Source organism: Sivoneniella epilithica UHCC 1019 (assembly GCF_040830845.1).
Taxonomy (GTDB): domain Bacteria; phylum Cyanobacteriota; class Cyanobacteriia; order Leptolyngbyales; family Leptolyngbyaceae; genus ULC077BIN1.
The window spans coordinates 53,697-75,430 of the sequence record NZ_JBFPDP010000019.1 but is presented as its reverse complement, the minus strand read 5'-3'; the positions used below and the strand labels follow the sequence as shown (position 1 = coordinate 75,430).

Genomic DNA, 21,734 nt, shown 5'->3' with positions numbered 1-21,734 from the left:
TCAGCGAATTCTCTTGTGTTCGATCGCGTCTAACAATTGATGAAAAGCGTTGAGCGATCTCGTTATTTCCTCATTCACAAATTGTTCAACTAACTGATTCAAAGAAATTTCCATTTGCGACTCCCTGATCAAGCTCTGTTCAGCAGTTCTAGCATCAATCAAACTGGTAGGTAGCAGAGAAACCTCTCGATACATTTCCAGTATTGATGGCGATAGCATCATCACTGTTTCAGGAACCGCTAACGTCTGAAGATAACGCCATGCGGATTCAGGCGGAATATCTGTGCAATCCCACACCAAGCGTGGTGACTTTGCCCCTTTAGGGAGTGATCGCCAGCGGTCACTTTGACAGAGGTTTCGATGGTGCTGGTATAGAATCCTAGCTTGCATCAGGCTGAAAGATGATTCTAAGTTGGCAATGAGCGGATCAATCATTGCATCCAATCGACCAATGGAAAAACTGGTAAAGCAAACAACATCGCTCACCAGTTCTCCTTGCTGCATCAATCTCTCCAGTCCCCTCAGATAACCATCAAATATCTGCTCATATACATTTGGAGAAAACACTAACGTTGCATTCACATTAATGCGATCGATAATCAGTTGTTCAATAGCTGGCAACATCAATTGAGTGGCAGGTATTCTGAGCATCAAATTGCTCCACCCAACCGATTGCCAGATTTTTTGGGCTTCTGCGATCGCTGTTTCAACCTCAAACAATGCATCGAGTGGAAGATCAACCTGAATATAACCATCGTGTCCTTGAGTTTGCACATGCGTCTGTTTCAGCAAGTCAGCCGCTAGTTGCAGATCTCGCACAATTAAGTAGTCGTAATCCGATCGAGCAGTCCGGCTCATCCCTTGCTGCGCCAGTGTACTGAAGTCGCGATCGTACTCCTGTCTTTCAATTGCCGTTTGCAAGCTTTGAAAGTTCGATCGTACTCCCGTTAAACCATCCTCCTCAATGTAGCGTTGTAACTCACCACGACTAATCCAGCCGCGCTCAAATCCATCAAGCCAAACTGATTGTCCATATTGATGAAGTAATTGCAACAGGTTCATCACAAATAACCTTCACGATCGAAATTCAAACGTCCAACTACCCAGTCTGCGAAACTACTTCAAATTTCACCACTCAAGATCCGCCAGTTAAGTCTCAATTTCGCTGTCAGGTAATGTGAAGTTACAAATATCCCTAAATCTAGCCTTCTTGTCGGAATGAGCCATGCTATATAGCCAATGAGACTGTCAAGACGTTCACCTAAATTCTGATAGCAAGCAGCGATCGCAATGCTTTCTTGCAAAATGTGCCTCACCTGCCGCCGAAAGGGAGCTATATCAATTGTGGTACGACGAGGAACAGCCGCTTGCGCCGCTGGAGCCGGATCGAACATCAGCATCACCTGGCGATCCACTGTCTCGATCAATTCCGGTTGCTCTTTGACCTCGTTTCAACTGTGCCTCTTTAATTTTAACTTCGGCGATCGCCTCTCTCAGATCTAAAAGCACCTCTGCATCAAGCGATCGTAGGGTACACAATCCTTGTTAAGTTGGCTCTTTTTTGGGTTGCCAAATATCTCTATTACTCAATTAGAGAAATTATTATTCCAAGTCAGCGCCAAACGCCTGCTCAATAAGCCTCAAATTCTGAAGGGGACAAAATATCGATTTCGCCAAACTTTTTTAGAGTTAGCAGATCTTTATCACCTGTAATAATGCAAACAGCCTCGCCTGTAAAGGCTGTTGCCAGAATCATGTCATCATTAGGACTCGACACACGTTACGTGCTAAGGGGATGGGTTCAACAACCTGCATCCTGGATCGTAAGAGAGCTTCAACGGCGGCAGCATCTTCATTAGAAAATTTGAATTTCTTTGTTAGCTTTTCTCTCAACTCGTTAAGAATAAACTCTGAGGTGATAGCAGAATGCACTCGCAAGCACTGCTCTACAAGGGTATGACAAAATCCTTTACCGATAAAGGCAGCAATGAGAACGTTGGTATCTAGCACCAAATTCATGAAACCATCTCGAAAATATCCTCATCCGTATAGTCAGCCTTTGTCTTTTGCATTAATTGCGAACGCAATGCCCGAAATTGACGAATGAACAGATAGTCTGCAATAGCATTTTGAACCAGTGTCTCTGGAGAAATGCCTTCGGTATGAGTGAGGTTGTCAAGGATGGCTTTGAGTTCCGGAGTCAGCGTGATGGTCAGAGTGTCTTCCATATAGTCATGCCTTTGCTCTATGTCCAAAATATATCTTGTCCAGGAATAGGAATTGGTTCATCCTTCTTTTTTAGGTTTGTACGTGGAGGCGACGTGGAGTTCCTTGAGTTGCTTGTCATCCACGGTGGAGGGTGCGGTGGTCAGCAGGCAGCGGGCTTGCTGGGTTTTTGGGAAGCTGATGACATCGCGGATGGAGTCTTCCCCTGCCAGCAACATGACTAGGCGATCGACTCCGTAGGCAATACCACCGTGGGGAGGTGCGCCATATTCAAACGCTTCTAGCAAAAAGCCAAACTTTTCGTGGGCTTCTTCTGTCGAGAGTCCGATGGTGTCAAATACCTGCTGCTGCACGTCGGGTTGATAGATCCGCAAACTGCCGCCGCCGACTTCAAAGCCATTGAAAACGATATCGTAGGCTTGGGCACGGGCAGTTTTGAGGTCGTGCAAATCTTCCGGGAAGGGGGCAGTGAAGGGATGGTGCAATGCCTCCAGCCGTTTTTCGTCGGCATTCCATTCAAACATGGGAAAGTCAGTGATCCAGAGCAGGTTGATTTTGCCAGGATCGATCAGGTTTTGCTCACGGGCGATCGCTTGACGCAGGCGATCGAGGGTTTTGTTCACCGTTGCCGTATCTCCAGCCGCAAACAGCAGCAAGTGTCCCGACTGTGCGCCCGTGCGGGTGAGGATTTCCTGCTTCTGCGCTTCGCTGAGGTTGTCTTTAATCGCGCCGATCGTGTCGATTTCGCCATCACGGACGCGGATATAGGCAAGCCCCCTAGCTCCAGCGGTTTCGGCTTCTTTAAATAGATCGCCGCCCGGTTTAATTCGCACATTCGAGATCGCATCATTGCCGCCAGGAATTGGCAAAATTTTGACAATGCCGCCCTTAGACACCGCATCTGCAAACACTTTGAAGCCGCAGCCTGTGACCACATCCGACACATCCACCAGTTCTAGCCCATAGCGGGTATCGGGCTTGTCGCAGCCATAGCGATCCATCGCTTCGGCATAGGTGAGACGCGGCAAGGGCAGTGGTAAATCAATGCCTTTGATCACTTCAAATAAATGCGCCATCAGCTTTTCATTTAGTGCCAGCAATTCTTCCTGATCCAGGAAGCTCATTTCCATGTCTAGCTGGGTGAATTCGGGCTGGCGATCGGCTCTTAGATCCTCATCACGGAAGCAGCGGGCGATTTGATAGTAGCGATCGCAGCCTGCCACCATCAACAACTGCTTAAACAACTGCGGCGACTGGGGCAATGCATACCACTCATTCGGGTTCACCCGCGACGGCACCAAATAATCTCGCGCTCCTTCCGGCGTAGATTTGGTCAGAATCGGCGTTTCCACTTCCATAAAACCCTGCTCATCTTCCAGGTAGCGGCGCAGGGTTTTGATCACCTCATGCCGCAGCCGCAGATTTCGGCTCATCCGCTCCCGCCGAATATCCAAATAGCGATACTTCAAGCGCAGTTCTTCTCGTACAGTCTCGCTTTCCGCGCTGGAGATCTGAAACGGCAGCGGCTTCCGAACAGCATTGAGAACCAGAATCTCATCGGCATAGATTTCAACTTCACCCGTGCCCAACTTAGGATTGAGTGAATCTTCCGGGCGTTGAGTCACCCGCCCCATAATTTGCACCACGTCCTCATTTCGCAAATCGCCTGCCTGGTTATAAGACGCAGGTGTGCGAACGGGATCGCTGACAATTTGGATAATGCCCTCGCGATCGCGCAAGTCAATAAAAATCACGCCCCCATGATCGCGGCGACGATCCACCCAACCGCAAAGGGTGACTGTCTCTCCAATATGTTCGGCGCGGAGTTGACCGCAGTAATGGGTTCGCATGGCTGTTGAACGTGAGTTTAGATAAAGTTTAGCCTAACGCCCAAGCATGGCATTGCAGTTTGCCGAGTTACCTGAGCGATAAAGCAAGTCTCATTATGCCTGATAGGGGTGCTTAGTTGTAGAATCTGGGGCGATCGCGTAGCCTCTTTCTATAGAGAATCGCGTCACCTCTTCTATGAAGATCACGCCAAAATAAACGTGAACGTTGGCAAAACAATAACGGCGACTGAAAATAGAACGATAAGATAATAACGCTATCCCTTCCATCTTTATGCGTGATCAAACCAGCATGAGCGAACTAGATCAGCAACTCCGCGAGTTGGTCATCGAAGCCTGCAAACACCCGCCGGGAAGTCCGCCCCGACAGCGCAATCTAACGCGGGTGATTCGGCTGGTATCGCCCAAACTGTGGCGGGAAAGCGTTTTCTACTATCAAGATGCCGTGCAGCAAACCTGGGTTTATTTTTGCAAGTACGTCTGTGGCAAATACGATCCTGAATTGGGTAGTGTGCCGGTCTGGTTAAATGCTTATCTGAAATTTCGCCTGAAAGACTTTAGGGATGCCACGCAAAACGACAAAATCAAGCGATTTCCTTCCCAAATAGAGCGGGATGGCGAAACCATCAATATTATTGAGACTGTCCCCGCTAAGCCTGAAGCAGAGCCATTGTTGGAAATTGTGGAAGCTTGGGCAAAGACAGACCCAACGGGCGAATTGAAAAGCCTACACATTAAAGGGCATCCAGAAGTGAACGCTCAGATGTTGATTTTGCGTCGGCTCTCGGAAACCAAGTGGAAAGACCTAGCGGCTGAATATGGAGTCTGCGTTTCAGCCCTTGCCAGCTTTTATCAACGACAATGTGTGCCCCGCTTGCGTAACTTTGGTGAATCCGAGGGATATATCGATAGTAATTAAAGATTCTGCCTTGGAGAAACCAAAATGACTCAATCAATCTATGAATTTGCTTTACCTTTACCCATTACTCAAGCCACCCGTCAAACAGCACAAGAGTTTGCTAATCAGCAGCCCAATCCTCAGAAAGCAGAACAGGTTCGGCTGAATACCTTGGCGGTGTTGGTGGTAGAAGACTATCTGCAACTGATGGAGATTCCCACCCGTCTAACGGCAAGCGATAGCTGGAATCGGGTGCTGCGTTTAGGTGCGGATGTGGCAGATTTGCAGGTAACTGGTCTGGGGCAGTTGGAATGTCGCCCCGTGTTGCCGAATCAGACCCTTTGCTCAGTGCCGCCCGAAACCTGGAGCGATCGCATTGGTTATGTAGTAGTCGAACTAGATGAAGCATCATCATCGGCGCAACTTTTAGGATTTGTGCCTAAAGCTGCTACCGAAGAATTGCCCCTCAACCAGTTGCGATCGCCCGAAGAATTACTCGATCATCTGGCAGAGTTGCGCCATCCCCAACCCAGTTTTGTAGCCAACCTTAGCCAATGGATGCAAGGCGCGATCGACGAAAGTTGGCAAACCCTAGAAGCCCTTTTGAATCCGGCTCAACTCAGCCCCGCGATCGCTTTTCGGGGTCGTCTAGGGGCACAAGCCCCCGCCAAACGGATTGACCTCAATGGCGTAGCGGCTGTATTGGCAGTAGATGCGCGTCCTATAGCGGATGAATCAACAGATATTTGCCTCCAACTGCACCCGCCGATTGATGGTTTTCTACCCGTAGGCACCCGGTTTTCCGTCCTCAATGAAGTCGGTGAAGTGGAATTAGAAACCACTGCCACAGGCACCGAAGATTTTTTAGAGTGGCAGGTTGGATGTATTTCCGGCGATCGCTTCAGCGTCCAAATCACCCTCAACGAAGTCTATATCACCCAAGACTTTGTAATTTAATCCGGCTATCCCTTACCCCCTCGCCCCTTGCTCCTCATCCTTGCTTATGGCTAAGTTAGTCGTTCTAAAAATTATCGACGGCAATTTTGAGCAAGGCTTTACCGTCATGCAGGAAATCGGGGAAGAGAATCAACGTCCCTCCAGCACCACCCTGGGAAAACTGCCACCCTTGCCTGAAATGCCCTTGTACTATAGCCGCTGGAAAGAAAGCTACGGGCGGCTGAAGTCGCGCTATCGGATTATCGCTAAGAAAGGGCAAAAGCCCAACGTATCCGTGTTAGATGACTGCCACAACGCCTCGAAAATGCTCCGGGTACGGCTCAATACCTGGTTCCTAGCGGAAGACTATCGCAGTGTTCGAGAGAAATGGCTCCAGCAGCTATCGCCTGACGACGAGATTCGGGTTCTGATCCAAACCGAAGACAGCCAGATGCGCGCCCTGCCCTGGAATTTGTTGGAATTTCTAGAAGGCTACCCTCATGCCGAAATTGCCATCAGTGCGCTCAATTTAGAAAAACCCCCGCAGCGGCAGGTTTTGCCAAAATCCCGCGTGAGTATCCTCTCAATCATGGGCAACAGCGAGGGGATTGATACTGATGTGGATCAAGGGCTGCTCGATCGCCTGCCTCAAACCGATATTGAGCGGCTGATTGCCCCCGATCGCAAAACCTTGACCGATCAGCTTTGGAACACACCCTGGGATATTCTCTTTTTTGCCGGACACAGCACCAGTCAAGATGGCAAAGGGCGGATTTTTCATAACAAAACCGACAGCTTGACCATGGGCGAACTCAAATATGCCCTACAAAAATCGGTTGCCAATGGTTTACAGCTTGCTATTTTCAACTCCTGTGATGGCTTAGAGATTGCGCGGGAACTGGCAGAACTCAACATTCCCCAAATTATCGTCATGCGGGAACCGGTGCCCGATTTGGTCGCCCAAGAGTTTCTAGCCTATTTCCTGAATGAATACACTCAGGGCACATCCCTTTATCTGGCAGTACGAGCGGCGAGAGAGCGTTTGCAGGGCATGGAAAACGATTATCCCTGTGCGACTTGGCTGCCGCTGATTTGCCAAAACCCTACGGTTTCCCCTCCCCTGTGGCAAGACTTTTTGGCACCAGAACCCGTTCCAGCGTTCGCGCCAACGTTGATGCCTGTTCGTCGCAGTGTGGCGATCGCCACACTCACCAGTTTCACCGCCGCCGCTTTGGTCGGAACCGTGCGATTTTTGGGATTATTACAGCCCCTCGAATTTCTCGCCTTTGATCACCTGATGCGGCTGCGCCCTCCTGAACCGCCCGACTCGCGCTTGCTAGTGGTGGCGATCGACGATGAAGACCTGCAACAACAAAAGCGCACAGAAGACCTGAAAGGCACCTCCATTTCAGACCGCAACCTAGCGAAGTTGCTCAATGTGTTGTTGAAGTATAAACCGCGCGCGATCGGGCTAGATATAAACCGCGATCGCACTCCACTGCCTGACCTAGCTGCCAAATTTCGCACCGAAGAAACCCTATTCAGCGTTTGCAAAGTAGGCGACGACAAAGTCAGTCCCTACGGTCGTGCGCCCCAACCTGACATTCCGCTCAACAGCCATCGGGTTGGATTTAGCGATTTTGTAGTTGATGTGGCTGGAGGTGAAGTGATTCGTCGCCATTTGCTCGGCACAAACGCTAAGGCTCAGCAACAATCTTACTGTCAGGTTTCCACTGCCTTTAGCGTCGAATTAGTCCTAAAGTATCTAGAAAATGACTTAGATGGGGCTGAAACGGGATTTTTTCCGCCGGATGAAAACGAAACCTTCAAAATTCGGTTACAGCAACCCCCAAAAGACTTGATCTCAGTTCCCCATGGCTACGCTGCCTTGCCCCATCCTGCGAAGGAAGTCATTTTTCCTTCATTGCCAGCACGACTGGGTGGCTATCAAGGACAAGACTTGGATGGCATAGGCAGCCAGATTTTGCTGAACTACCGCGCTGGCAACAATTTACGGGATATTGCCCCGCAAAAATCCCTGAGTTGGTTTCTTTCCCCAGAAAATCCCCCTTCGCCCCAAGAGTTGGATCACCTGATTCGAGACAAAGTGGTGCTAATCGGCGCAACTGCACGCGAAAAGGAAGATTATCACAAAACACCCTATGGCAATACCTTTCACGATCGCACTCCTGGAGTCTTCATTCATGCTCACATGCTGAGTCAACTGCTGAGCGCGATGCTGGATGGGCGACCGCTCCTGTGGGCATGGTCACCTTGGGGCGATTGGGGCTGGATTGTCGGCTGGTCTGCTCTAGGTGGACTCGTGGCGTGGGGAGTCTGTCTCCGCAATGGATCTCACAGGACGATGGTATTCCAGATGTTTTTAGGGCTGGGAGTGACCACCGGAATTCTTTATGCTGCCTGCGTGGGCGGTTTGATTATTTGGGCGGGCTGGCTACCCCTGGTTCCGTCTGTTCTAGGGCTATGGCTGGGAGGCGGAGGAGTGTTTTTAGGACTCAGCCGCTACTCGAATAAATCGTGACGATGATCGGAAGCAGATTTAAATTTAATTAGGAGAAGCATCATGAAAGGCATTCAACCCGGCAATTTGAGAGGATGGAGTTTTGGTATTGCGATCGCGCTAGTTAGCAGCCTTGCAATCCAGGCAACAGAATCAATCCAGCTACCCGCCGCTTCAGCGTCATCGGTGCTAGCTCAGGGGCGATCGGCTCCGATGCAGTTGGCTCGGCGAGGGGGCAGTTTGCAATCGGTGCGGCGCAACCTTCAAGGACGGGCAGCAGGGGGGCGGGTTCGGACTGGATCTTCCCGCAGCACCGAAAACAAGGCTGCACCCAGTCTTTGTCCCAAAGCCACACCCCCCCTGACAGCATTGGTTCAATTTGAAGAAGAGGCGCGACCGGGTCAACGCCCCAAAACGAATGTGTGGGGCTATACCACCGCCGCGCATCCCACCCTATGGTTTTATATGCCCTACACCCAAAAACAAGCGATCCCGGCGAATTTGACTGTAGTAGAGGATGATGGCAAGTCGTTTGCGATCGTCATTCCCTCCATCCCAGTCCAGTTGCCAAATAAACCCGGCATCATGGCAGTTCGCATTCCTTCCTCAGCCAAAGCCCTGGACATTGGCAAACGCTATCGTTGGGCATTGACTCTGAACTGTGCCTCTAGCCCTAATGCAAGCGACAAAATGCAGGTTGAGGGCGTGATTGTGCGGGACAATCTTGACACGGCTATCACTGCCACAGGCATCCAAAAAGCGGTGATCTATGCAGAAAACGGCATTTGGCATGATGCCCTAACCACTGTGGCAGAACTTCGCCAAAAAGACTTTGCTGACCCTAGCTTAAAAAGCGATTGGCAAAGCTTGTTAAACAGCATGGTGCTGTCGGGTTCATCCGAAGAGTTTAAACCGGAAGAGATTGTAGACCAGCCATTTGCAAATTAGTAGTTTGTCAATCTACCCAAAGTAGGAGTTCGGCTTTAATCTATTAACCAGGCATTTAAAATAAAGAGGTCAGTATGGCGGCGATCGAACGAGTTCCCACTGTTGTATTCAAAACCCGTGTTCGCGATGAGTCGGTTGAGGGTTCCAATCCCTACCGCTGGCAAGACACGACAACTCAGGACATCTTTGGGGGCAAGCGAGTTATTGTGTTCTCGTTGCCGGGTGCGTTTACGCCCACCTGTTCTACCAGTCATTTGCCCCGCTATGAAGAACTTTATGACGAGTTTCAGGCGCAGGGTATTGATAGCATTATTTGTATTTCTGTAAATGATGCGTTTGTCATGTTTCAATGGGGCAAAAACATGGGCGCTGAGCATGTTTTCTTGCTGCCCGACGGCAATGGCGAATTTACCCGCAAAATGGGGATGCTGGTTGATAAATCAAATCTAGGGTTTGGGATGCGTTCTTGGCGCTATTCCATGCTGGTGAATGATGGCGTGATTGAAAAGATGTTTGTTGAGCCAGATTTTGGCGATAACTGCCCGATCGACCCGTTTGAAGTGTCTGATGCCGATACGATGATGAACTATTTGAAGAGCGCTCAAGTTCCTGTATAAGAGTTTGCGATCGCGTAGCGTTCCGCGATGTGCAACTAAGAACCCTCACCCCAAACCCCTCTCCCGCAGGAGAGGGGCTTTCAAGAGATCTCTTATTCCCTCTCCTGCGGGAGAGGGCTAGGATATAGCTTGCTTCCCGCAGGGTGGGGAGTGTTTGCGTTGTTTCAGGAAGGTTGCACATCGCATAGCGTTACTCTATAACCTCGCGCTAGCGTTACCTTATAACAGAGCTATTTTGTAAATTCTGTAGGGGCGTTTTACGAAACACCCCTATGACCAATCCATTTCGAGGGAACTATGAGCTACGACTTTGACCTATTTGTGATTGGGGCGGGTTCTGGTGGAATTGCCACGGCTCGACGGGCAGCCGAATATGGCGCAAAGGTTGGCATTGCTGAATACGATCGCTTGGGTGGCACCTGTGTGAATCGGGGTTGTGTCCCAAAAAAATTGATGGTGTATGCTGCTCACTTTCCACACGTGTTTGAAGAAGCAAAAGGATATGGCTGGAGTGAGGTGAAAAGTTCTCTTAATTGGGACACCATGATCACGGCGGTGAACGATGAGGTGACGCGCCTCAACGGAATTTATCAGCGGATGTTAGATAATTCCAAAGTAGAACTGTTTCATGGACATGCTAGCTTTGTCGCTTCTCACACGATCGCGATCGGCGAGCAACAAATTACTGCGGACAAAATTTTGATTGCAGTGGGTGGCAAACCGCATCGACCTAATATTTTAGGCATTGAACACGCGATCGTCTCGGACGATATTTTCAATCTAAAAGAACAACCTAAAAAACTCGTTATTTTAGGCGGTGGATATATTGGCTGCGAGTTTGCTTGCATCTTAAATGGACTTGGAACTGAAGTCATTCAAATCATTCGCGGTGATAAGATTTTGCGCGGCTTTGATGATGACATTAGAACTGAAATTCAACAGGGAATGATCAACCATGGCATTCAGTTATATACCGATGCACAACTGATTGCAATTGAAAAAACTGACAATGGTGTTGCAATTTCAGTAGGCAAAGGAGACACCGCCGAAACCGTTTATGCGGATGCTGTGAGTTTGGCAGCCGTGGGACGAAAACCCAATTTGCACAACTTAGGATTGGAAAATACAGGGGTGAAACTACATGATGGCGCGATCGCGGTTGATCAATATAGCCACACGGCAGAAAACCATATTTTTGCTCTCGGTGACTGCACCAATAACATCAACTTAACTCCCGTTGCCATCAACGAAGGTCGCGCCTTCGCAGATACCGTATTTGGCGGCAAGTCGCGCTTTATGACCTATGAAAATATTCCTACCGCTGTGTTTACTTCCCCCGAAGCCGCAACCGTTGGCTTGACAGAAGCCGAAGCTCGTGAACAGTATGGTGACTCAATTAAAGTCTATCGCTCGAAGTTTCGCCCGATGTATTACACCCTGGCAGGCAAGGATGAAAAGACCTTAATGAAGCTGATTGTGGACGAAAAAACCGATAAGGTGCTGGGCGCTCATATGGTCGGCGATCATGCCGCAGAAATTATTCAAGGAGTGGCGATCGCCCTGAAAATGGGAGCCACTAAAGCTAACTTTGATGCCACCGTTGGCATTCATCCCAGTTCTGCCGAAGAATTTGTCACCATGCGGTAGTTTGACGATTGGTTTGACGATTGGCTGGGCGCTCTAGTTAATCTCAAATTGTCAACGACAGAAGACTACTCTGAAGCTCTAAACCAAGCTTCTAAATCGGCGATCGCCTCAAAATCTAACAATGCGTCACCCAGATTTTCGAGTTGCTCTAACGAAAGAGTGCTAATCCGCGATCGCCAAGTTTCCGGCAGGTCACCCACTCGTCGAGTCAACAACCGCAAAATCAGCGATCGTCCTGTCTCTTGTCTACCCTCTTGCCTACCCTCTTGCCTACCCTCTTGCCTACCCTCTTCCAAAATTTCTTGCACAATCACAGAGTCACGCATCATGCCCTCCCGAAATAGTTGCCGAATCAGGTCTTTCTCAAATTTTAACCCAGCTAGAATTTTGGCGTAGTCTAAGACTTCTTGACGGCGGCTATCGTCTAGCTGGTTGACTCGTTGCGCCACTGCTTCTAATAGCGGTTCTGTGCCACTGGTTGCTGCCAAGGTTGCCAAAGGGAGGAGGGCTGGGTCATTGAGCAACACGGTCGCGTCTTCCTCCCACAAGCGGATCACTCGATAGTCATGACGAGTGGCGCCCATCACAAAAGCTGTCTCAATCACAGTCTCTTCGGGTGGCGGCAGCAATAGCACCACTACTTGAGCGATCGGCAATCGATAAAGCCGATAGAGCCGCACCCAATAATCGAGCATTCGCAGTGGTAGGGGCGGGTTTGAGTCCCACCGAGTCTGAAACTCTAGATGTAGGATTTGTCCTTGCAGTTGTAAGAGAGTGACGTAATCTGCTCGAATTGGCTCAATGCTTAACTCGGTTTTGAGGACTTCTACTAGGGAGTGTGGAGTGCCTAAAACCCAACTGGCAAAACGGTCAGGATACTTCTCGGACAAGAGTTTGCAAACATTATCAAACGACATGCAGGCTTTGGGTGAAATCTTGCTAATCGTATCATTGGCAGCGTTTTTCAGCAGGACAGCATCATCCAATAATTTCTGTAGGGTTTTGTGGTGGTCGTTCTCGACGATGGTGAAAATGCAGGCGATAATGACATCAGCTTATTCTGCCAGTGTTTGAAAGTTCCTATGACTGTCTCTGTTCAGTTGAGTCCTGCAATGCGGCGAGTTTTTCGTCTCAGCCTGTGTGTGGTGCTGGGAATTTTGCTCGTGAGTGCCAACGTGAGTGCTGCGTCTTCTCAAAGTGGGGCGATCGCTACCATCACATCGCCTAGTCCTAATCAGATCACTATTGCTACGGCTGATCCCTTAAAGGCAGTGCAGGCAGGCAAAGCGTATTATCAGTCGGGGCAGTATACCGCAGCAGTGGGCGCTTGGCTGCCAGCGGCTCAGGTGTTTGCTAGTCGGGGCGATCGCCTCAATCAGGCAGTCGTGTTGAGCAATCTAGCACTGGCGTATCAGCAGTTAGGACAGTGGACTGGAGGCAACCAGGCGATCGCCGATGGCATTAGGCTATTGAGCAACGAACAAGCGAAAGCAAGCGCTACTGAAGCCCCTGTTTTACTGGCACAAGCGTTTAATATTCGAGGCAGTCTGCAACTCGCACAAGGGCAGGCAGAACCCGCGCTGCTTTCCTGGCAAGCGGCAACAACCGCGTATCAGCGCGCCAAGGAACCCAGCGGCATGATTCGCAGCCAGATTAATCAAAGTCAAGCATTGAGGGCATTAGGACTGTATCCCCGTGCCAAATCGACTTTGGAGCAAGTCAATCAAACTCTGACCACTCAGCCCGATTCGCTACTCAAAGCGGCTGGCTTAGTCAACTATGGCGATGCATTACGCTTGGCGGGTGAATTGGCAGCAGCCGAAAAAGTGCTGCAACAAAGTTTGGCGATCGCCCAGCGGTTAGAATCAGCCTCCGATGTTACTCTCGCACTACTGAGTTTGGGCAACACTGCCCGCGCTCGTCAAGATTCCGAAACTGCCCTGCAATACTATCAGCAAGCCGCCAGTAATTCTAGCAACTCTACAACCACGGTGCAGGCGCAACTTAATCAACTGCGGTTGCTGACAGACCTGAATCAACTTCAACGAGTGCAATCTTTAGCAGCCGAAATTCGTCCCCAACTGGCAACGCTGCCACCTAGCCGCACGACAATCTATGCACGGGTGAATTTTGTTCAAAGTTTGATCAAAGGGCTTGGAACAGATCAGCCATTTTCCTTAACAAAAGAAGCTCAACTATTAGCAACCGCAGTCAACGATGCCAAGCAAATTGGGGATCAGCGGGCAGAATCCTATGCGTTGGGTTATTTGGGAGAACTCTATGAGCGCAGCCAACAGCGGACGGAAGCCCAAAAACTGACTGAGCAAGCGTTGATTTTGGCGCAAGCTGTGAATGCACCAGATGTTGCCTATCGTTGGCAGTGGCAGCTTGGGCGCGTTTTGCAGGAACAGGGGCAGCAGGAACAGGCGATCGCTGCCTACAGTCAAGCCGTTACCACTCTCAACTCGATTCGGAATGACTTAGTTGCTAGCAGTCCCGATATCCAGTTTTCGTTTCGCGAAAGCGTTGAGCCAGTCTATCGCGAGTTTGTCGCCTTGCTGTTGGAACCCACGAATGGACAGCCCGCAAACCAAGACAATCTCCGAAAAGCGCGAGAAGTAATTGAGTCATTGCAACTGGCAGAACTGGACAACTTTTTTAAAGAAGCCTGTCTCACAGGTCGCCCAGCCCAAGTGGATCAAGTCGATCCTAAAAGTGCAGTGGTCTATCCAATCATCTTGCCCAACCGTTTAGAGGTGGTGCTGTCGATTCCCAAGCAGCCGCTACGCCATTACGCGACCGAAATCTCTCAGAAAAATCTGGAGACTTTAATTGACCAAATGCGACGATCGCTGCGGCGCACCTCGTCTTCTCGGGAACGATTGGCGATCGCTAGCAAACTTTATGACCTGCTCATCCGTCCGGCGGAGGCAGATTTAGCCGCAAGCGATATCAAAACTCTGGCATTTGTGTTAGATGGTTCGATCAAAAGCTTACCGATGGCAGCCTTGTATGATGGTCGTCAATATCTGATTGAAAAATATAGCGTGGCGTTGACTCCTGGCTTGCAACTGCTTGATCCGCGTCCGCTGCAACGCCAACAGCTAAAGGTGCTAGTGGGTGGACTGAGCGAAGAGCGGCAGGGCTTTTCTGCACTTCCTGGTGTGGAAACTGAAATTCAGCGGATTACTGCCGAAGTGCCCACCCAGGTATTGTTCAACCAAACTTTTACCACAGATACCTTTCAAGCGCAGGTGAGCGGTTCGCCGTTTCGGGTGATTCATCTGGCAACCCATGGACAATTTAGCTCCAATGCCGACAAAACCTTTATCCTCACCTACGATCGCCGAATCGACGTGAAACAGTTGGGCGAACTGCTGCAAGCCAGAGCGCAAGAAACCCAAACTCCCATTGAACTGCTGGTGTTGAGTGCTTGCCAAACTGCCGAGGGCGATCGCCGAGCCGCTTTAGGATTGGCAGGCGTGGCAGTGCGATCGGGTGCCCGAAGCACTTTAGCCACACTGTGGGCAGTGGATGACCAATCCACCTCTTCGCTGATGGTCGATTTCTATCAGGAATTAGCGCGATCGGGCACCACCAAAGCCGAAGCCCTACGCCAATCCCAGCTTCAACTGCTGCAACGCCCCGAATTCCGCCATCCTTTCTTTTGGGCACCCTATGTCTTAGTTGGCAATTGGCTGTAGTGTCTGTTCAGTTCGGCGATCGCCCGTTTACCAACCTCTGCAAATCATTTGGGAGAAAAATTAACGCTGATTGCGATCGCCCAAAAACTAGCTTTTGCTTATAGCACTATGAATTTCTACTTAGACTGGGGTATGTTAAGTAGAGCTTTTAGGATAAAGGTCAAAAACTGTTAAAACCCTTGAGCAGAGCAAATTGTGGGTTTCACTCATCAAAGCTAGAGTCATGATCGCTAAAACGTTTTAGGCATCATCAAGAGTGTTTCCCGATCGATTCAATGCACCGCTTCCATAAATTTTAGGTGTTTCTGTGGAAAAATCTGCTCTTAAACCTCAGTTTCCGCCTCGCATCCATGGTATTCCACTCCGACTCGTGCTGATTTTGCCCTTTGTGCTGCAAGTGGTAGGTGCTGTAGGGCTAACGGGCTATTTGTCATTTCGCAATGGACAAGTGGCGATAAACAGCTTTGCAACTCAGTTAACCAGTCAGGTGGGCGATCGCATTCAAGAACGCATCCGGACTTATTTAGAAACGCCGCAATCGATCAATAAAATCAACCTGGATGCCGTTGAAGCAGGAGTGCTAAATCTAAAGAATTTTGAGCAAGTCCAGCGACAGTTTTGGGGACAAAAGCGCTTTTTAGAATCGGTAACGACGATTTACTATGCGAACGAAGCACGGGAATTGATTAGCGTTGCCAATCTGTCGAATGGTCGTTCTTATTTATCCACCCTGACGCAAGGCGATCGCGGCTTGCGTCGCATCTATTTACTGAACGATTACGGCACAATCAAAAGTCTGTTAAAGACCATCCCCAAGTATGATCCTCGCCTGCGCCCTGGATATACGGCGGCGAAACAAGCAGGTAAATCGGTGTGGAGTCCTATTTTTCAATATCAGTTTAATTCTAGAGTGGCGATTTCTTTTGCATCTCCCCTGTTTGAGCCAACCGGTAAATTTAAGGGCGTATTAGTGTCAGAACTGCATCTGGAAGAAATCAGCAGATTTTTACAGAAATTAGACATTTCTCGGGGTGGGCAGGCGTTTTTGGTGGAGAGATCGGGCGAACTTGTTGCGACTTCTACCTCAGAAACCCCATTCCGATTAAAGCCACATCAACAAAACTCTGACCAACAGAAAAGCTTTCGGTTGCCTGCTACCCGTAGTCAAAATTTTCTCACCCAAGCAACGGCAGAGTATTTGAAGGATGAGTTTCGGGATCTGAAGGCGATCGCCGAACCCAAAAATTTGAGCTTTGTGGAAGATCACCAGCGAAATTTTGTGCGAGTCGTGCCCTATCAAGACAAAGCCGGCTTGGATTGGCTCATTGTCGTCGTCGTGCCCGAAGCCGATTTTATTGCAGACATTAGCCGCAGCAATCAGGTCACCATTCATCTAATGATTGCGGCTTTGGCTGGCTCTCTTGCCCTAGGATTAGTCACCACCTACTGGATTACGAAACCTATTTCTCAGCTTAGCCAAGCCAGCCAAGATCTCGCATTAGACCGCCTAGAAAACCCGGTTGATGAAAACAGCCCGATCGCCGAGCTAGAAATTTTGGCATACACCTTCAACCAAATGACCGCCTATTTACAAGAGTCATTTGAAGAGGTGAAAGATGCTTTACAGGAATCGGAAGAGCGATTTGCCAAAATTTTTCGGGCATCTCCAGACCCCATTAGCCTGAGAAGTTTTCCAGAAGGAAAATATTTAGAAGTTAACGATAGCTTTGTTAACCTGCTGGAATATTCCAGAGAGGACATTATTGGGCACTCACTGGATCATTTGGGAACTTGGGTGGCATCGTTTGAAGAACAACAGCAAGCGATGCAAACCTTAAACGAGTCTGGCAGGCTTCAGGGGATGGAAATTGAGTGGGTGACTAGCTCTGGCAAGCAGATATTTTTGCTGGCATCCTGTGAATTGGTCGAACTGGATGGGCAGCGCTGCTTGCTTTCCGTTGGTAAAGATATCACCGATCGCAAACGCTTAGAAGTTGCGTTGAAAAAGTCGGAAGCCAAACTAAGCGACATTCTCAATAGCTCCGAGGCGGCGATTTGCTGTTTTAAGATTTACCCTAGCGATCGCTGCCAATATGAATACTTTTCACCCAGCCATGAAACCATGTTTGGCTTTTCGCCTGCTGAAATAATGGCAGATTCCGACCTCTGGCTCTCACGGGTGCATCCCGATGACTACGATAAACTATTTCTAACCTACAGCCGCATCCCAGAAACCCGCTATTTTAGCGCCGAGTACCGCTTTTGTCGTAAGGATGGTTGCTGGCGCTGGATTGTGGACTATATGACCTTTCGGCGCGATGAAACGGATAGCTACTGGCTTGCCACCATTGCCGCTGTGGATATCACCGATCGCAAACAGTTAGAGCTTGCCCTGCAACAATCAGAAGCCAAGCTAAACCAGGTGCTTGATACGGCAACCATTGCTATTTGTAGCTATGACCTCTATGCCGATGGTCACATTGAATATGATTATTTTTCGCCCAATAATGAACGGGTCTTTGGATATTTGCCAGAGGAGTTATTTGCAGACACTCGCCTCTGGTTTTCGCGAGTGCATCCCGACGATCGCCACAAACCCGTAGGTGTGATTCCTCCCACTCAAGCGGAAACCGTGACAACAGAGTATCGTTTCTATCACAAAAATGGCTCCCTGCGATGGATTGCCGACCAAGTGACGTTTCGCCGAGATGACGTAAAAAACTGCTGGAGCGTGACGGCGGCTGCCATTGATATCAGCGATCGCAAACAGATTGAAGCCAGTTTGCGCCAACAGGAAGCCAGCCTGCGTGAAGCCCAACGGATTGCTCATATTGGCAGTTGGGAGCTAGAAGTTGCAACGAATCAGGTTTTGTTGAGCGAAGAATTGTTCCATATGTTTGGTATTGCTCCCAGTCAATCAGCGCTCTCCTTTGAACAGATTGTGGGGCAGATGATTCATTCTGAGGATCGCGATCGCTTCAGGCAAGTTTTTCAAACCGCGATCGCCGCAGGAACCGCCTACAAAATTGATCTGCGGTTTCTCCGCCCCGATGGTTCAATCTGCCATGCCGAAAATCGCGGCAAGCCTATTTTTAACGAAATCGGACAAGTGGTTCGCATGGTGGGCACCAGCCTGGATATAACCGCCCGTAAAGAAATTGAAGCTCGGTTTGAGCAACTATCCGCCACCATTCCAGGCAATATTTATACGGTGGTGCAGTCGTTGGATGGGCGCGTCTGGTTTGAATACATGAGTGCGGCGATCGAAGCGATTCATGAACTGCCCGCATCGGCTATCCTGAACGATGCCGCTCTTCTATTTCGCTGTATTCATCCTGAAGATGTGGCTGCCTACCAAGCCGCAGTTGCCCATAGCGCTGAAACTCTGACTTTGTTTAAACACGAGTGGCGCGTTATTACTCCATCGGGCAAGCTGAAATGGCTTCAGGGCACCTCTCGCCCGGAGCAGCGAACCAATGGAGATACAGCATGGCACGGCATTGTCATGGATATCAGTGAGCGGAAACAGGTTGAAGCCGCACTCCAAGCTCAAGAGTTGTGTTTACGCCAAGTAATTGATGCGGTGCCTTCTGCCATTTTTGTGAAAGATCGCGAGGGGCGGTATCTTATGGTGAATCAAGCCTTTGCGGATATTTATGACACCACGATCGCCGCGATTGTGGGCAAAAGAGATGTGGACTTTAATTCGGCGAGTGCCCAAGTTGAAAACTTCCGGGCGATCGATCAAGAAGTGATGCAAACTCGCCAATCCCAGATTATTTCACCGAAAGCGATTTCTACCGCACAAGGAAAATTGCGCTGGCATCAAGTCAATCTTCATCCATTGATTGATGCCGACAATCAGGTGCAGGGTGTGATTGGTTCTGCGATCGATATTACCGAGCTAGTCCAGCTTGAAACTATGCTAGCAACCGTAAACGGCACCACAAGCCAGGTGAAAAAAGGCGAGAAACCCGGTTTCCACCGAACTAAATGGCTCGATATTGCCGTCATCGATATTGCCGTCGGTGGCAGTAGTTAGCCGATCAGTCCACTCCTAATCTTTAAGCACTGCAAAGCGCTTGACGCATTATTTTCATATTGGTGGGCAGGTCATACTGGATTGCCTGCTGAATGAATAGACTGGGAACGGGAATGAGGGGAGTTGCTTGAACGAAATAGGTTAACAGGGTGCCGTTTGCAAAGTCCTGGAGGGTTAATTCAGCTAAAAAGTCATGAAAACTGCCTGATTCAAGCTGAAATTGGATCTGTTGCTGAAATGTTTCGACTACCTTAAGATAAATTTCGACTTGGGCTGATAAAAATAGAAAGTTTTTGCCAGCAGTTTGATAAAGCCGTTTGTACTGGATCTGGTCGGTGTTACTAGAGCTTCGCACATCATCGGTTAGTGGATAGCTGTTTTTGACATCTGGAAAATATCGTACCCACTGCGGATAATCAATCAGGTGTTGCCAAGCCGATTTACGGGAAATGGGCAAATATATCTGAGCCGTAACTGAGGCTCCCCAAGCGGTGTGGGCACGAGTTTCAAGTAAAACCTCTCCCCGGATGAGCGCTGCTGAGTTAGGCTGGTGAGAAACCGCTACGGCAAGAGTGCGATCGCAATTGAAGTTTGGTGCAGTTGAAACAACCATATGGATTCTGAACTCTCCAACTAAGGTCAAAGCCAAAGATAAATTATGTGAGCTTTAATCAATCAAGTGCTTTTAATAAACTGTTCTTTCTCAGAGGTTACTCCTATTTTGTGAAAGTATGTTGCGTGATACTGCTGAAGGATATGAAAATTTCACAAATGGGGACGTAGTTGTCCGACACTGTTAAATCCTTAAAGTTAATTCTTGGAAGTGTAAAGTTTGCTGTGGATAAGTTTTTCAGTCTTTTTATTACTATTGGGCTTTATATTCTTGGCATCTCGCTGGTGATGCTGTCAATATTGGTTGTGCTGAAGGGTTTAGGATGGGTAACCCAAATTCCTGATTATTTAGCTTGGGCAATGACCTTGTTTGCGATCGGCGGTGGCATTTTAGGTGGGTTGCGGAGCCTCAAGCCCTAACTCAATTCCATCACAGGTGATTCTGATGACAAGACGCTTCAAAACAACGACTCTAGTATTTTTAAGTGTGGCAGCGCTAACGCTGGCGCTCTGGATTTTGCGAGGGTTGACGCTACTGGGCTTTATGCCGGGGTGGATTCTTTGGAGTTTGATTATTGCCTCGATGCTGCTGGCGGTATTGAGCGCGATTCGATAGCTCACGATGGATCGGATACTTATTGGGGCGCGTTTTATTCGGGGAGTTGGGCTTTTGATGCATTGCTCTGCCAACGGTGAAATTGAGTTGCGCCCCAATCAACAGGGTTAATGCGCCTAATTGCAACCAAAGCAGCACCACAATCACGGCTCCAACGGCTCCATAAATGCGGTTGTAGTTGCCAAAGTTGGTCACGTAAAGGCTAAACAATTTGGAGCAAACCGCCCATGCCAGGGTTGCTAAAAAGGCTCCTGGCAAAATTGGGGTGTTTTTATGCCAACGGCTTGGTCCAAATCGATAGATAAAGGCAAAGGCGATCGCCACCATACTCAGCGCCAATGGCATACTCAAGCGTTGCCATGCCCGGAGTAACTGAGGCTCCATAAAACTAGGGCGTTTTGCCACTGCTTCTACCAACTGGTCGCTCTGGGCTACCACAATTTTAATAATCACATCGCTGACAAAAACCACTGTAGACGCAGCAACCAACAGCAAAATTGTTCCTACTGTCAAAATAATCGAAACCAGCTTTGCCTTCCAAAAAGGGCGCAGTTGCCGCAATGGAACTTGGTGAATGCGATCGAGCGCGTTCATGGTGGAGTTCACTGCTCCCGATGCTGCCCACAACGCGCCCAAAAAGCTGATTGATAGCAAACTGCGGCTGCTACCCGGACTCACTTCTTGAATAAACCGTTGAATCACCTCTAGCACTTCTCCTGGAGCAATCCAGCTTAGCTGTTTTGCCATTTCTCCAAAGGCTGCCTGAGAAGACGCAACCAACCCGATCGCGGTCAGCAATGCCAATGTTGCCGGAAACATTGCCAACGCCGCACTATAAGCAATTTCTGCGGCTAATCCGGGCAGGCGTTGTTTCCCGGTGCAAACAATGACCTCTTTCAAGGTGGCTAGATTGAGGTACTTAAAAAAGCGTAGGAATTGGCGAGTCATTCTGAAACGGAACACATGGCACCCATCTAAATTAAAGGGATTACCCCCTAGTTTGACTGATCTAGAAATACCTGAGAACTAAAATTTAGGGATGGCGATTGTGCCAGTATGAGTTTCAATATCTGCCTGTGCTTCAGAAGCCAGCGGTTTTGGCACCGGACTCATTCCCTGG

At 49.1% G+C, this 21,734-nt stretch carries 18 protein-coding genes; 9 read left to right on the top strand and 9 right to left on the bottom strand.

Annotated elements, in window-relative coordinates; all coding sequences use genetic code 11:
* From AB3R30_RS13545 to aspS, 6 genes are all read right to left on the bottom strand, one after another.
* Complete coding sequence (locus AB3R30_RS13545; protein ID WP_458649724.1) at positions 1–1,062, bottom strand: transaldolase family protein; 1,062 nt, start codon at positions 1,060–1,062, stop codon at positions 1–3.
* Between the two features lie 59 nt (positions 1,063–1,121).
* A complete protein-coding gene (locus AB3R30_RS13540; protein WP_458649723.1) occupies positions 1,122–1,427 on the bottom strand; it encodes a hypothetical protein in 306 nt (101 codons plus the stop codon).
* Between the two features lie 203 nt (positions 1,428–1,630).
* Positions 1,631–1,777: a PIN domain-containing protein gene (locus AB3R30_RS13535; protein ID WP_458649740.1), complete on the bottom strand. Its 147-nt coding sequence runs from the start codon at positions 1,775–1,777 to the stop codon at positions 1,631–1,633.
* Entirely contained in the window at positions 1,753–2,019 is a 267-nt protein-coding gene (locus AB3R30_RS13530) for a PIN domain-containing protein (RefSeq protein ID WP_458649722.1), read from the bottom strand. The genes AB3R30_RS13535 and AB3R30_RS13530 overlap by 25 nt, the downstream gene beginning before the upstream one ends.
* Positions 2,016–2,228 carry a ribbon-helix-helix domain-containing protein gene (locus AB3R30_RS13525; protein ID WP_458649721.1) on the bottom strand — a complete coding sequence of 71 codons (213 nt, stop codon included), beginning with the start codon at positions 2,226–2,228 and terminating at the stop codon, positions 2,016–2,018. The genes AB3R30_RS13530 and AB3R30_RS13525 overlap by 4 nt, the downstream gene beginning before the upstream one ends.
* 57 nt (positions 2,229–2,285) lie before the next feature.
* Positions 2,286–4,076: an aspartate--tRNA ligase gene (aspS, locus tag AB3R30_RS13520; protein WP_458649720.1), complete on the bottom strand. Its 1,791-nt coding sequence runs from the start codon at positions 4,074–4,076 to the stop codon at positions 2,286–2,288.
* Positions 4,077–4,365: 289 nt separating this feature from the next.
* Between aspS and AB3R30_RS13515 the strand changes: the two genes are divergently transcribed.
* The 6 genes from AB3R30_RS13515 to gor all read left to right on the top strand — a co-directional run bounded on the left by AB3R30_RS13515 (position 4,366) and on the right by gor (position 11,640).
* Positions 4,366–4,992, top strand: coding sequence for a sigma-70 family RNA polymerase sigma factor (locus tag AB3R30_RS13515; protein WP_458649719.1), 627 nt, complete (start codon positions 4,366–4,368; stop codon positions 4,990–4,992).
* Positions 4,993–5,016: 24 nt separating this feature from the next.
* Entirely contained in the window at positions 5,017–5,928 is a 912-nt protein-coding gene (locus AB3R30_RS13510; RefSeq protein WP_458649718.1) for a DUF1822 family protein, read from the top strand.
* A gap of 46 nt (positions 5,929–5,974) precedes the next feature.
* Positions 5,975–8,449 carry a CHASE2 domain-containing protein gene (locus AB3R30_RS13505; RefSeq protein WP_458649717.1) on the top strand — a complete coding sequence of 825 codons (2,475 nt, stop codon included), beginning with the start codon at positions 5,975–5,977 and terminating at the stop codon, positions 8,447–8,449.
* 42 nt (positions 8,450–8,491) lie between these two features.
* Entirely contained in the window at positions 8,492–9,376 is an 885-nt protein-coding gene (locus AB3R30_RS13500) for a DUF928 domain-containing protein (RefSeq protein WP_458649716.1), read from the top strand.
* Positions 9,377–9,450: 74 nt separating this feature from the next.
* A complete protein-coding gene (locus AB3R30_RS13495) occupies positions 9,451–9,993 on the top strand; it encodes a redoxin family protein (protein WP_458649715.1) in 543 nt (180 codons plus the stop codon).
* A 297-nt stretch (positions 9,994–10,290) separates the two neighbouring features.
* Positions 10,291–11,640: a glutathione-disulfide reductase gene (gor, locus tag AB3R30_RS13490; RefSeq protein ID WP_458649714.1), complete on the top strand. Its 1,350-nt coding sequence runs from the start codon at positions 10,291–10,293 to the stop codon at positions 11,638–11,640.
* A 65-nt stretch (positions 11,641–11,705) separates the two neighbouring features.
* Here gor and AB3R30_RS13485 read toward each other — a convergent pair whose 3' ends face one another.
* A complete protein-coding gene (locus AB3R30_RS13485) occupies positions 11,706–12,626 on the bottom strand; it encodes an Rpn family recombination-promoting nuclease/putative transposase (RefSeq protein ID WP_458649713.1) in 921 nt (306 codons plus the stop codon).
* Positions 12,627–12,722: 96 nt separating this feature from the next.
* Between AB3R30_RS13485 and AB3R30_RS13480 the strand changes: the two genes are divergently transcribed.
* Positions 12,723–15,344 carry a CHAT domain-containing protein gene (locus AB3R30_RS13480; protein ID WP_458649712.1) on the top strand — a complete coding sequence of 874 codons (2,622 nt, stop codon included), beginning with the start codon at positions 12,723–12,725 and terminating at the stop codon, positions 15,342–15,344.
* 307 nt (positions 15,345–15,651) lie between these two features.
* Positions 15,652–19,386, top strand: a complete 3,735-nt coding sequence (locus tag AB3R30_RS13475; protein WP_458649711.1) for a PAS domain S-box protein — start codon at positions 15,652–15,654, stop codon at positions 19,384–19,386.
* Between the two features lie 22 nt (positions 19,387–19,408).
* Here the strand turns inward: AB3R30_RS13475 and AB3R30_RS13470 are convergent, their stop codons facing one another.
* Entirely contained in the window at positions 19,409–19,999 is a 591-nt protein-coding gene (locus AB3R30_RS13470; protein ID WP_458649710.1) for an SRPBCC family protein, read from the bottom strand.
* 224 nt (positions 20,000–20,223) lie between these two features.
* Between AB3R30_RS13470 and AB3R30_RS13465 the strand changes: the two genes are divergently transcribed.
* On the top strand, positions 20,224–20,418 hold the full coding sequence (locus tag AB3R30_RS13465) for a hypothetical protein (protein ID WP_458649709.1): 195 nt from the start codon (positions 20,224–20,226) through the stop codon (positions 20,416–20,418).
* 112 nt (positions 20,419–20,530) lie between these two features.
* Here the strand turns inward: AB3R30_RS13465 and AB3R30_RS13460 are convergent, their stop codons facing one another.
* Positions 20,531–21,562 (bottom strand): YihY/virulence factor BrkB family protein, encoded by a 1,032-nt coding sequence (locus AB3R30_RS13460; protein ID WP_458649708.1) that lies wholly within the window; start codon positions 21,560–21,562, stop codon positions 20,531–20,533.
* Positions 21,563–21,734: the final 172 nt, after the last annotated feature.